The 12,227-nt window shown below is 38.4% G+C and carries 9 protein-coding genes, 8 tRNA genes and 1 pseudogene; all 18 read left to right on the plus strand.

Annotated features, from left to right (window positions below):
• Nucleotides 1–20: 20 nt before the first annotated feature.
• The 18 genes and pseudogenes from EUBHAL_RS00590 to EUBHAL_RS00680 all read left to right on the plus strand — a co-directional run bounded on the left by EUBHAL_RS00590 (nucleotide 21) and on the right by EUBHAL_RS00680 (nucleotide 12,197).
• Nucleotides 21–95 (plus strand) — tRNA-Pro (locus tag EUBHAL_RS00590).
• Between the two features lie 5 nt (nucleotides 96–100).
• Nucleotides 101–171, plus strand: a tRNA-Gly gene (locus EUBHAL_RS00595).
• A gap of 3 nt (nucleotides 172–174) precedes the next feature.
• Nucleotides 175–248, plus strand: a tRNA-Arg gene (locus EUBHAL_RS00600).
• A 22-nt stretch (nucleotides 249–270) separates the two neighbouring features.
• A tRNA-His gene (locus EUBHAL_RS00605) sits at nucleotides 271–344 on the plus strand.
• A 29-nt stretch (nucleotides 345–373) separates the two neighbouring features.
• A tRNA-Met gene (locus EUBHAL_RS00610) sits at nucleotides 374–447 on the plus strand.
• Nucleotides 448–454: 7 nt separating this feature from the next.
• Nucleotides 455–527 (plus strand) — tRNA-Val (locus EUBHAL_RS00615).
• 5 nt (nucleotides 528–532) lie between these two features.
• Nucleotides 533–619 (plus strand) — tRNA-Leu (locus EUBHAL_RS00620).
• A gap of 14 nt (nucleotides 620–633) precedes the next feature.
• Nucleotides 634–707: transfer RNA gene (locus EUBHAL_RS00625), tRNA-Arg, on the plus strand.
• Nucleotides 708–796: 89 nt separating this feature from the next.
• Nucleotides 797–1,651, plus strand: coding sequence for a uroporphyrinogen decarboxylase family protein (locus EUBHAL_RS00630; protein WP_044921235.1), 855 nt, complete (start codon nucleotides 797–799; stop codon nucleotides 1,649–1,651).
• Between the two features lie 315 nt (nucleotides 1,652–1,966).
• The gene (gene plsX, locus EUBHAL_RS00635; RefSeq protein ID WP_022169634.1) at nucleotides 1,967–3,010 is read left to right on the plus strand and encodes a phosphate acyltransferase PlsX; all 1,044 of its coding nucleotides are present in this window, start codon (nucleotides 1,967–1,969) and stop codon (nucleotides 3,008–3,010) included.
• Nucleotides 3,010–3,708, plus strand: a complete 699-nt coding sequence (gene rnc / locus EUBHAL_RS00640) for a ribonuclease III (RefSeq protein WP_005343543.1) — start codon at nucleotides 3,010–3,012, stop codon at nucleotides 3,706–3,708. Before plsX ends, rnc begins: the two co-directional genes overlap by 1 nt.
• A 1-nt stretch (nucleotide 3,709) precedes the next feature.
• Nucleotides 3,710–7,273 (plus strand): chromosome segregation protein SMC, encoded by a 3,564-nt coding sequence (gene smc, locus EUBHAL_RS00645; RefSeq protein ID WP_005343545.1) that lies wholly within the window; start codon nucleotides 3,710–3,712, stop codon nucleotides 7,271–7,273.
• 12 nt (nucleotides 7,274–7,285) lie between these two features.
• Entirely contained in the window at nucleotides 7,286–8,227 is a 942-nt protein-coding gene (ftsY, locus tag EUBHAL_RS00650) for a signal recognition particle-docking protein FtsY (protein WP_005343547.1), read from the plus strand.
• Between the two features lie 174 nt (nucleotides 8,228–8,401).
• Nucleotides 8,402–9,628, plus strand: a complete 1,227-nt coding sequence (gene ilvA / locus EUBHAL_RS00655) for a threonine ammonia-lyase (RefSeq protein ID WP_334290868.1) — start codon at nucleotides 8,402–8,404, stop codon at nucleotides 9,626–9,628.
• Between the two features lie 371 nt (nucleotides 9,629–9,999).
• Complete coding sequence (locus EUBHAL_RS00660; RefSeq protein ID WP_005343550.1) at nucleotides 10,000–10,962, plus strand: hypothetical protein; 963 nt, start codon at nucleotides 10,000–10,002, stop codon at nucleotides 10,960–10,962.
• Between the two features lie 158 nt (nucleotides 10,963–11,120).
• Nucleotides 11,121–11,572 (plus strand): annotated as a pseudogene (locus tag EUBHAL_RS16060) (stage III sporulation protein AB).
• Nucleotides 11,573–11,604: 32 nt separating this feature from the next.
• Nucleotides 11,605–11,799 (plus strand): stage III sporulation protein AC, encoded by a 195-nt coding sequence (spoIIIAC, locus tag EUBHAL_RS00675; RefSeq protein ID WP_044921239.1) that lies wholly within the window; start codon nucleotides 11,605–11,607, stop codon nucleotides 11,797–11,799.
• Nucleotides 11,800–11,810: 11 nt separating this feature from the next.
• Nucleotides 11,811–12,197: a SpoIIIAC/SpoIIIAD family protein gene (locus EUBHAL_RS00680; RefSeq protein WP_005343558.1), complete on the plus strand. Its 387-nt coding sequence runs from the start codon at nucleotides 11,811–11,813 to the stop codon at nucleotides 12,195–12,197.
• Nucleotides 12,198–12,227 lie beyond the last annotated feature (30 nt).

The raw sequence follows: 12,227 nt of genomic DNA on the forward strand, positions 1-12,227 counted from the left end.
TTTAATCATACTTTCTATATCGGGGTGTGGCTCAGCTTGGCTAGAGCGCTTGATTTGGGATCAAGAGGCCGCAGGTTCGAATCCTGTCACCCCGATATCTGCGGGTGTAGTTCAATGGTAGAACACTAGCCTTCCAAGCTAGATACGTGGGTTCGATTCCCATCACCCGCTTATGTGTCTGTAGCTCAGCTGGATAGAGCAACGGCCTTCTAAGCCGTGGGTCGGGGGTTCGAATCCCTTCAGGCACGTTTCAGATGGTTCTGATTTATGGTGGGTGTGGCGCAGTTGGTTAGCGCGCCAGATTGTGGCTCTGGAGGCCGAGGGTTCGAATCCCTCTACCCACCTTGTAGTTCCATTTTTAATATATATTTATGGCGGGATAGCTCAGTTGGCTAGAGCACACGGTTCATACCCGTGGTGTCGTAGGTTCAAATCCTATTCCCGCTACTTACATGGGATCTTAGCTCAGCTGGGAGAGCATCTGCCTTACAAGCAGAGGGTCACAGGTTCAAGTCCTGTAGGTCCCATTTGTGCCGGCGTGGCGGAACTGGCAGACGCACAGGACTTAAAATCCTGCGGGACTTATACTCCCGTATCGGTTCGATTCCGATCGCCGGCATATCTTAATAATTTGTGGGCATAGCTCAGCTGGATAGAGCGTTTGGCTACGGACCAAAAGGTCGGGGGTTCGAATCCTCTTGCCCACGTTTTAATAACATCACTTAAGGAAGGGTACTTTACAGTATCCTTTTTTATTATCCTAATAAGATTTTTTGCTTCTAAGGAGAGTGCGAGAATGGGACAAATATGGAAATGCAATGGAGACGACAAAAGAACGATGCCCCGATGGCTATGGGAAAAAGATTTATCAATTCTTTCAAATGAAGAAGAGATGGCTAAAGTTCTGCTTGCATGGAAAAAGGCAGAAAATCGGAAAGAAATTATATTACCTCTTGTTCAGAACCTTGAAGGCGCAGTTCTTGGAGCTGATGTTATAAAAAGAGAAAATTACTGGACAACAGGAGATTATCCTTTTTCTAGGTTAGAAGAAATAAAACCAGAACAGTTTACTCTTATGCAAGACAAACGTATTAAAACTATCATAGAGGTTACAAAGAAATTAAAAGAAAAGCCTCTTATCCTTGAAGCAGAAGCTCCGTTTTCTATATTAGCAGCCTTGATTGATCCTATGAAACTGTATCTGGCAATGCAAACGGAACCAGAAAAGCTTGAGAAAATATTGAAAAAGATTGTATTAGAAGAAGCAGAATATATCAAAGCTGTCATCCAGGCAGGCTGCCGAATCATTTCTTTAGCAGAACCAACAGCAACAATGGATATGGTTGGAGAAAAGTGTTTTAAAGAGTGTAGTGGAATGGCTACATTCATGCTTTTAAAAGAAATAGAGAAGTTCCTTTCAAATAGCGTTGTTCATCTTTGCGGAAAACTGTCAAGTTCTATGATTGCTGTACATATGGCAAAGGAAGAAGAAGATTTCGTAACAGGTGAAACATATCTTGAAAATTTAATAGAAGTAACAAAGAATCCAGAAATACACTTTGTAGGACAGCGCTGTATTCATCAAAAGAAAAATGAATCAGGAAAAATTCATGTTATGAAATTAAATTTAATTCAAACAAAATCCACCTAAAGACAGGCGGGAAGAGAACCGATACCCTATATTTGTTTGTGACATTAGTCGCTGCAGTTTAAATGCTCGCTTTATGCACTCGCATCTAAATCTTGCTCCGAGACCACAACTATAGGGTATCGGTTTTCTTCTCAGGTGTCTGTCTCTTAATGAATTAAATAGTAATCTGCATTCTTGAAATCTTCTCCCAATTGTGTTACTCTAGTCTGTGACTTTATTATATGATAAAACTTACAATAAAATTGCAAAGTATTCTCGGAAGGTTTTTGTAAAATGATTTTCCGAGAGTACTTTCTTAAAGGAAAGGAGCCTTTTATGGAATATAAGAACGTAATCGCAATTGACGCGATGGGTGGAGATAACGCACCCGCAGAGATTATCAAAGGTGCGATTGAGGCGATTAACGAAAGAGCAGATATTAAGCTTCGTCTATTTGGTGATAAAGATAAGATTGAGACGGAACTTAATAAATATACTTATAATAAGGAACAGATTGGGATTACTCATACAACGGAGGAGATTAGTTGTAATGAAGCTCCTGCAATGGCAATTAAGAAGAAGAAAGATTCTTCTTTAGTTGTTGCGATTAAGTCTGTAAAGAGCGGCGAGTGCGATGCCATTGTTTCTGCCGGAAGTTCAGGAGCGATTCTTGTTGGTGGACAGGTCTTAATTGGAAAGGGAAAAGGAGTAAAGAGAGCTCCTCTTGCCCCTCTTACTCCAACAGCCAAAGGGGTTTCGCTTTTAATTGACTGCGGTGCGAATGTCGATGCCCGTCCAGAACATCTTTTACAGTTTGCACAGATGGGTTCTATTTATATGGAGGACGTTGTCGGTGTAAAGAATCCTCGTGTTGCTATTGTAAATATTGGTGCAGAAGAGGCAAAAGGTAATGCACTTGTAAAGGAAACCTATCCTTTATTAAAGGCATGTAAGAATATTAATTTTATCGGAAGTATTGAAGCAAGAGATATTCCAAAGGGTGAGGCAGATGTTATCGTAACAGAAGCGTTTGTTGGTAATGTCATCTTAAAGCTTGAGGAAGGTCTTGCCAGCACATTGATTCATGTAATTAAAGAAGGAATGATGTCCACAACAAGAAGTAAGATTGGTGGTCTTTTAGTAAAACCTGCTTTAAAAGATACGTTAAAGACATTTGATGCAACAGAGTACGGCGGAGCACCACTTCTTGGTTTAAAGGGACTTGTTGTAAAGATTCATGGAAGTGCAAAGGCAAAAGAGACAAAGACTGCCATTTTCCAGTGTGTTACTTTTAAAGAGCAGCGTATTAATGAAAAGATTGTAGCGCATCTTGCAGAAGAAATGGCACAGGCAAAAGAAGAGAAGGCAGGCGAGCAGTAATGATTCGGACAGAGAGATTTAAAGGATTAGAAGAAAAGATAGGTTATACTTTTACAAATAAGCGTACATTAGCACTGGCAATGACACATAGTTCCTATGCGAATGAGCAGAGAGGACGAAGGAAGGCAAATAATGAGCGTCTGGAATTTTTGGGAGATGCTGTGTTAGAGGTTACCATTTCTGATTATGTATTCAGAGAATATCCAGGTTATAATGAGGGCCGTCTTACAAAGCTTCGTTCCAGTCTCGTATGTGAGTATACCTTAGCTATCTGTGCAAGAGATGTAGAACTTGGCAAATATCTTCTTTTAAGCAGAGGAGAGGATGCAACGGGTGGAAGAGAAAGAGATTCTATTCTTTCCGATGCATTTGAGGCATTGATCGGAGCGATTTATTTAGACGGCGGAATGGATAGAGCGAGAACATTTATTCATACACATCTGTTAAAAGATGTAGAAGATAAATCCTTATTTTATGATGCGAAAACGATTTTGCAGGAGATGGTGCAGGCAGGTCCTGATCCACGTCTTGAGTATGTCCTTACAAGAGAAGCAGGTCCAGACCATAATAAAGAGTTTACCGTTGAAGCCAAAATCGGTGGTAAGACATATGCTATCGGTAAAGGAAAGACAAAAAAGGGAGCAGAGCAGATTGCCGCTTATCAGACGATACTGTTGTTAAAAAAGCGGCGGAGGTAGTATGTATTTAAAAAGTATCGAAATTAATGGATTTAAGTCCTTTGCCAATAAGATCGTGTTTGAGTTTCCACAGGGAATTACAGGTATTGTAGGCCCGAACGGAAGTGGAAAGAGTAATATCGGAGATGCGGTGCGCTGGGTTTTAGGTGAGCAGAGTGCCAGACAGCTTCGAGGTTCGAAGATGGAAGATGTTATTTTCTCCGGTACACAAAGCAGGAGACCGATGGGATTTGCTTATGTGGCGATTACTTTTGAAAATGCAAACCGTATTATTCCTCTTGATTATGAGGAAGTGATGGTGGCAAGACGAGTATATCGTTCTGGAGAGAGTGAGTATCTCATTAACGGAAGTTCCTGTCGAAGAAGAGATATCGTGGAGCTTTTTTACGATACTGGTATTGGTAAAGAGGGCTATTCGATTATCGGACAAGGCCAGGTGGAAAAAATCTTAAGTGGCAAGATTGAAGACAGCCGAGAACTATTTGATGAGGCAGCTGGAATTGCCAAATATAAAAAGAATCGTACGGTTACTGAGAAATCCTTAGAGCAGGAACGCCAAAACTTAGAGCGTGTTACCGACATTCTGGCTGAGCTTGAAAAACAGGTCGGTCCGTTAGAAAAACAAAGTGCGAAGGCAAAGGAATATTTAAAACTTCGTGATGAAGAAAAAGATATTGATATTCATCTTTTCCTTTATGATTATGAACGACTGAAAAAAGAGCAGGAGGAAAATGAGCGCCAGTACAAAATCGTTTCCGGAGATTTAGAGGATACGAGAAAGATATACGAAAAGATTAAGGAAAAGAATGGAAAGCTTCAGGATCAGACGCAGGCAGTTACAGAAAGTCTTGAGACAAAGGAATCAGAAAAAGAAGAGCTTCGCCGGAAAAAAGAGACGAAAGATAATGAGATTCTTTTACTTTCTCATAAAGTAGAATCGAACACTCTTTTAATTACACATTATGAAGAGTTAGAAAAACAGAGTGATGAAAAAAAAGACACAAAAACAGCGGAAATCGAGGTATTAAAAAAAGAAACTGTTCAAAAAAAACAGGAAATCAGTAACGGACAAAAGAAGTTAGAAGAGTTAGAAGAGTCCATTCTTACAAAAAGAAAAGAACAGGAAGCTTGCGAGAAGAAGATTTCCGGGGAGAATGACCGTCTCTTTTCGATTATGAACACCAGTTCTGACACAAAGGAAAAACTGAGCCGTTATGCGGCAATGGAAGAACAGTTAGAGATTCGTAATGCTGAATATAACAGTCGCTATATTTCTTTTAACTCCGAATTAAAGGAATATAACGAAACAGCGGAAGAACTGCTCAAACAGCAGGATGCAGCAAAAGAGGCCTTTGAAAAGCAGGAAAATCTGTATCAGGAACTTGAGAAAAGGGAAAAACATCTTCAGGAAAAAGAACAGAAATATCAGGACGAGATGGGGAACTTAAATCAAGAATACCTTCGTACGAAGTCCCGCTATGAGACATTGATGAATATTACGGAGCGGTATGATGGGTATAATCAGTCTATCCGCCGTATCATGGAGCAAAAGAATGCCAATCCGGGCATCATCGGTGTAGTAGCGGATATTTTAGCACTTCCGGAAAAGTACGAGACCGCCATTGAAATTGCGCTTGGTGGTGCGTTACAGAACATTGTTACTGAGGATAATGAGACTGCTAAAAAGATGATTAACTTTTTAAAGAAGAATCGTTTTGGCCGGGCAACCTTTTTACCGCTTACAAATATCCGAAGAAGAAACAGCACAATTTCCCCATCTGTTTTACAAGATGAAGGTGTTATTGGTATTGCCAGTACACTTGTGAAGGTAGAGGAACGTTTTCAGGCGTTAGTAGATTCTTTGCTCGGAAGAACTGTTGTTGTAGATACGGTAGACCATGCTCTTTCTCTTTCGAGAAAGAATAACTTCAGTCTTCGTCTTGTTACACTTGATGGTGAACTGTTAAATCCTGGTGGAGCAATTACTGGTGGAGTGTTCCGGCATTCTGGCAATCTTCTCGGTCGAAAGCGTGAGATTGAAGAGTGCAAAGATTCTTTAAGAAAGGCGAAGGCTGCCTGGGAAGAGAGAAAGGAAGCTCTTTCGGAATTAAAAGCAGGACAGCAGAAATTAGAGGAACAAAAACAGCAAAGGAAGGCCAAACTGGATGCAGCATCGCTTTTACTTCATGACCTGAGTAATCAGATTCCTGATATGGATGCCAAAAAAGAAGAACTTTCTGAAAGAATTACATCATTAAAAGAAGAACATCAGATTTTAAAAGAACAAATTGATGAAATTCGTTCTCAGAAAGAGGCACTGTTAAAAGAACAGGAAGACAATGAACAGATTCATGAGCAGAACAATACGGTACTTGATTCCTTAAAAGAACAGCTTTCTGAAATAAGAGCCGAAGTTTCTAAACTGGAATCCGAGAAGAACGAGCAGAGAATTTCGCTTTCAAAAATGCGTCAGGAATTAGATTATCTGCGTAGTAATAAGCAACGTATTGAAAAAGAAATAGAGAATATCAAGAACTCTCTAGAGGAAAATAAAAAAGAAATTAAACGCCTTACCGAAGAAAATATTTCCTATGAGGAAGAACAAAAGACATTGAAAGCAGCTTTGCAGGAGATTACAATACAGATGGATGGAATTTCCACCAATCTCGAAGAATTAAAGCAGCAGCGTTCCACAGCAATGAAAAAGCAGAATCAGATTTTTCAGGAATTAGAGAGTGAGAATGAAAAGCTGTTGATTCTTGAAAAAGAAGCTGCTAAGTTATCTTCTAAGCAAGAGCGCATGAAAGAAGATTTTGAAAGTAAGATTGACTATATGTGGGAAACTTATGAGATTACATATAATCAGGCATTTACTTTGAAGCATTACGAGGTAAAAGCAGAGGAAGCTGCCGAACAGCGTAAACAGAAAAAAGAACTGCAAAGACAGATTAAAGAACTTGGAAATATCAATATCAACGCCATTGAAGAATACAAAGAGGTTGGCGAGAGATACGAGTTCTTACGAGGCCAGTATGATGATATCAAAGAAGCAGAAGCCAAACTTCTAACAATGATTGAGGAATTAAATACTGCCATGAAAGAACAGTTTACAAAGGAATTTGGTAATATTCAGCAGATGTTTACGACGGTTTTCCAAGATTTATTTGAGGGAGGTACTGCTTCTCTTGAACTGATGGATAACGAGAATATTTTAGAATGTGGCATTCGAATTATCGCACAGCCGCCGGGAAAGAAACTGCAAAATATTATGCTGCTTTCTGGTGGAGAGAGAGCGTTGACAGCGATTGCACTATTATTTGCCATTCAGAACTTAAAGCCATCTCCATTCTGTCTTCTTGACGAGATTGAGGCTGCACTTGATGATGCCAATATCGTGCGTTTTTCCAAATATTTAAAGAAACTCTCGAAAGACACACAGTTTATCGTCATCACACATCGAAGAGGAACAATGAATGCGGCAGATGCCCTGTATGGAATCACAATGCAGGAGAAGGGTATTTCCACATTGATTTCTGTTGATTTGATTGACAAAGATTTAAATTAAAAAGGAGTAGTTATGGGAGAAAAGAAAGGATTTTTCAGCCGACTGGTTAGCGGACTGACCAAAACAAGAAAGAACATTGCTTCAGGTCTTGATTCAATTTTTCATGGATTCTCAAAAATTGATGATGATTTCTATGAGGAATTAGAAGAGATTCTGATTATGGGTGACCTGGGTGTAGATACGACAATGAATATTATTGAAGATTTACAGGAAAGGGTAAAAGAGGAACATATTAAAGAGCCTGCTGAGTGTCGTCAGCTTTTAATTGATATTATTAAAAAGCAGATGGAAGTTGATGAGACAGCTTACGAATATGAGAACCGTACTTCAGTCGTTCTTGTGATTGGTGTAAACGGTGTTGGAAAAACAACAACAATTGGAAAGCTTGCTGCACAGCTGAAATCACAGAATAAAAAGGTTATTATGGCAGCAGCGGATACTTTCCGTGCAGCAGCGATTGAGCAGCTTACAGAGTGGTCTAACAGAGCTGGTGTTGACATTATTGCACAGCAGGAAGGTTCTGATCCGGCAGCAGTTATTTATGATGCCTGCCAGGCAGCAAAGTCAAGACATGCAGATGTTCTTTTATGCGATACTGCCGGACGTCTTCATAATAAGAAGAACCTTATGAATGAGCTTTCAAAGATTCGAAGAGTCATTGAAAGAGAATTTCCAGAAGCTTACCTTGAAACATTAATCGTTCTTGACGGAACAACAGGTCAGAATGCTTTAGTGCAGGCAAAACAGTTTAAAGAAGTATCTGATATTTCCGGTATCGTACTTACAAAGCTTGACGGAACAGCCAAAGGTGGTATTGCCATCGCAATTCAGGCAGAGCTTGGAATTCCAGTAAAATATATTGGAATCGGAGAGAAAATCGAAGATTTACAAAAGTTTGATGCTGATTCTTTTGTAAATGCACTCTTTGAAAAACCAGCAGAAGACGAAGAATAAAAAATTGTTAATATATAAAAATTAACAATAATAAATTTTTTGTATATTGACAATAATTATAATTTCAAACAACTGCAGACAGGAAAAAAGAATGAAAAAAACTATTCATAATTATATAATTGCGATATAATTATAAAAATGCAAGAAGAATATAATGGAGGAATGCATATAATGATGGAAAAATTATCATTAGACAAGTTCGAAGAAGCGTACGAGCGAGTGCAGGAAGTTGTTCTGCCAACAAACCTTGTACAAAGTGACTTCTTCTCACAGATGACAGGAAACAAAGTTTATTTTAAACCAGAGAATCTTCAGCTCACAGGAGCATACAAGATTCGTGGAGCATATTATAAAATCAGTACATTAAGTGATGAAGAAAAAGCAAAAGGTCTTATCACAGCTTCTGCTGGAAACCATGCACAGGGTGTAGCATATGCCGCAAGAAAGTTTGGTGCACCGGCAATCGTTGTTATGCCTACAACAACACCTTTATTAAAGGTAAACCGTACAAAGGAACTTGGAGCAGAAGTTGTTCTTCATGGTAACGTATACGATGAAGCCTGCGAAAAAGCAAAAGAGTTAGCAGCAGAACATGGATATACTTTTGTTCATCCATTCGATGATTTAGAAGTAGCAACTGGTCAGGGTTCTATTGCAATGGAAATTGTAAAAGAACTTCCTACCGTAGATATGATTTTAGTACCAGTTGGCGGTGGTGGACTTTCTACTGGTGTTTCAACTCTTGCTAAGATGTTAAATCCAAAGATTAAAGTCATCGGTGTAGAGCCAGCCGGAGCAAACTGCCTTCAGGAATCTTTAAAAGCAGGACATCCAGTAACATTAAAGGGAGTCAATACAATCGCAGACGGTACTGCTGTAAAGACACCAGGCGAAACTATTTTCCCATATCTCCAGGAGAATTTAGATGATATTATCACCATCGAAGATGACGAGTTAATCGTTGCGTTCCTTGATATTTTAGAGAACCATAAAATGCTTGTTGAAAACTCCGGACTTCTTACAGTAGCTGCTTTAAAACATTTAAAACCAGAAGGAAAGAAAGTTGTTTCTATCTTAAGCGGTGGAAATATGGATATCATCACATTAGCTTCTGTTGTACAAAACGGTCTTATCCAGCGTTCCAGAATCTTTACCGTGTCGGTTTTACTGCCGGATGTACCAGGACAGCTTAATAAAGTATCTAAAGTTATCGCAGATGTACAGGGTAATGTTATCAAGCTTGAGCACAATCAGTTTGTCAGCGTAAACCGTAACAGTTCTGTAGAGCTTACGATCACAATGGAAGCATTTGGACATAATCATAAGAAGAAAATCATAGATGCCTTACGTGCTGCTGGTTTCAAACCAAAGGAAAGAACAACAAGAGGTGTTTATCAATAGACTCTGTAGTTGTAAAATGCGATCTAAATATCGCCTGTGGTATAAAGGAATCATTGTATAGCAGGAAGAGTTTCCTTATTGTACAACTAAATTCATAATTAAATTATAAAAAGAAAAGATAACATATCTTACAGCCTGTTTCATATATTATAAGAAACAGGCTGTTTTTTTTGTGTAAGGAAATTGTATTACAGATAACAAAATTCTCAGGGAATTAAGCGAGAATCCTCGTTAATTCCATTGCTGGATACTTCATTAAGATTTTTGTTTTATAAAAACCTGCTATATGATCAATTTCAAAAAGGGGAAGGAGCATGTATGCCGGGGCATTCTTGAATTTTTATATAGCCGTTTTAGAAAGGAGGAAATAGGTGCAGCAGAAGCTATACCGAGAGGAACTGCTTCAGATTTTTCCACAAAAATTAAGGCAGCGAATAGAAGAAAGCGTAACTTTTAAAAATCTAACAGAAATCCGTCTGCGAGCAGATCTTCCGGTTTTGATTGAGACAACGCAGGAAAACTATTTTTTAAAAAAAGAAGAAGCTGCGGAAAAAAGAAGAGCTATAGCAAAAGAAGAGGATAATTGGATTTTATCGCCGGAACAACTAAAACTTATCTTTGAAAAAATCAGCCAGTATTCTGTTTTTGCTTACACAGAAGAAATCGGGGAAGGATTTATTACTTTAAAAGGAGGACACCGGGCAGGCTTATGTGGCAAATATTATTACAGGGGGGAAGAAAAGCCGCAGATAAAACATATTTCTTCAATCAATCTTCGTGTAGCAAGAGAAGTCATTGGATGCGCAGAGTGCATTGTACCAAAACTTTTTGAAGGAAACACATTTTGTCACACACTTCTAATCTCACCGCCAGGCTGTGGAAAAACAACGTATTTGCGGGACATAATCCGCCTGCTTTCTGATGGAACAGACACAATTACAGGAAAGAATGTAGCTGTTGTAGACGAGCGGAGTGAGATTGGAAACCGCACCCGAGAAGGAATTGGATTTTATTTGGGAAACCGAACAGATTTAATGGATCACTGTCCAAAAGCGGCGGGAATGCTAATGATGCTCCGTACTATGACACCGGAAATTCTTGCCGCGGATGAAATTGGCGGAGAAAAAGATATTAAGGCAATGGCATATGTACGAAATTGTGGCTGTCGTTTATTAATGACAGTACATGGAAATTCGATGCAGGATATTTTTGCACGCCCGGTATTGGGGGAATATTTAAAAAAATATCCTTTTGAACGATATGTATTTTTAAGTAAGAAGGAAGATAGAGAACGAATAATAACGATATATAATCAGGATGGGATACAGAAATAAATAACAAAAAACAGATAATCTATACTTATAAAAGTAAAAGAGCAGCAGAGAAAGTAAGAAAAATAAAAAATCAAAGAAAAGGGAGAAAAAATTTTATGGTAAAAATATTGGGAGGTAGTCTGGTACTAATTGCAGCCTATCTTTTTGGAATGAAATTGATGGAGCCTGCTGCAGAACATATCCGCCTCTTAGAAGAAGGGGATTTATTATATCGGATTCTTGAATCGGAAATACGTAATACAAGAACGCCGCTGCCTATTTTATTTGGAGAGTTAAGCGACCGTACTAATACCCGCTGGCATAATTTTTTTTTGAGCTTTCTATCACATTAACAAAAAATACAGAGGAAAGCTTTTTGACAATCTATGAAAGACTTTTAAAAAAAACATGGAAAGAAAAGTTTTCAAAAGAAGAACAAAATTTATTCTTAAATGCTGGAAGAAATCTTTTGTCCGATGATATGGAGTATCAGAGGGAAGAGATAAAGCAGCTTTCCACATATTTAAATGAGAAAATTTTGCAGATGAAAAAAGAATATACAAATAAGAAGAAAGTAGTCCTCATTTCATGTCTTTGTATGGGGGCATTGGCAGTAATTTTGCTTTTTTAAAAGAAACAGGTAGCGTGAAAAAGGAGAGAAAGATGACAATTGAATTAATTTTTAAAATTGCAGCGGTAGGAATTCTTGTCACAATACTTGGCCAGGTACTAAAACATTCAGGACGGGAAGAACAGGCATTTCTTGTTTCTCTGGCAGGTCTTTTTATTGTGCTTTCCTGGATTATTCCCTGCATCAGTGAACTTTTTACAGAGATATACAGCCTTTTTCAATTATAGGAGAGGATAGGATGCTTGTTTTTAAAATTGCACTGATAGGAATTGCAGGAGCAATGCTTGCAATGGTTACAAAACAATTTAAACCAGAATATAGTACACTTGTTCTTTTGGCAGTCTGTTTATTCCTGATTGGATATCTGACTTCTAATTTGAAAGAAGTTTTAAATTTTGTACAGACATTGCAAAAGAGAATTCCGATAAGTAGTATGTATATTAAAATACTATTAAAATTACTTGCTATTGCTTATATATGCCAGATTGCGTCTAATTTGTGTGAGGATCTTGGCTATCACTCCATCTCTTTTCAGATAGAAACCATCGGTAAATTATCTATTTTAGTATTAAGTATTCCAATTATCAGTTCCTTACTTGAAACGATCGAACATTTACTTACATGATGATTTTTTATAGAAAAGAAGGCCAGAACG

Source organism: Anaerobutyricum hallii DSM 3353, from assembly GCF_000173975.1.
In the GTDB taxonomy this organism is placed as follows: Bacteria; Bacillota; Clostridia; order Lachnospirales; family Lachnospiraceae; genus Anaerobutyricum; species Anaerobutyricum hallii.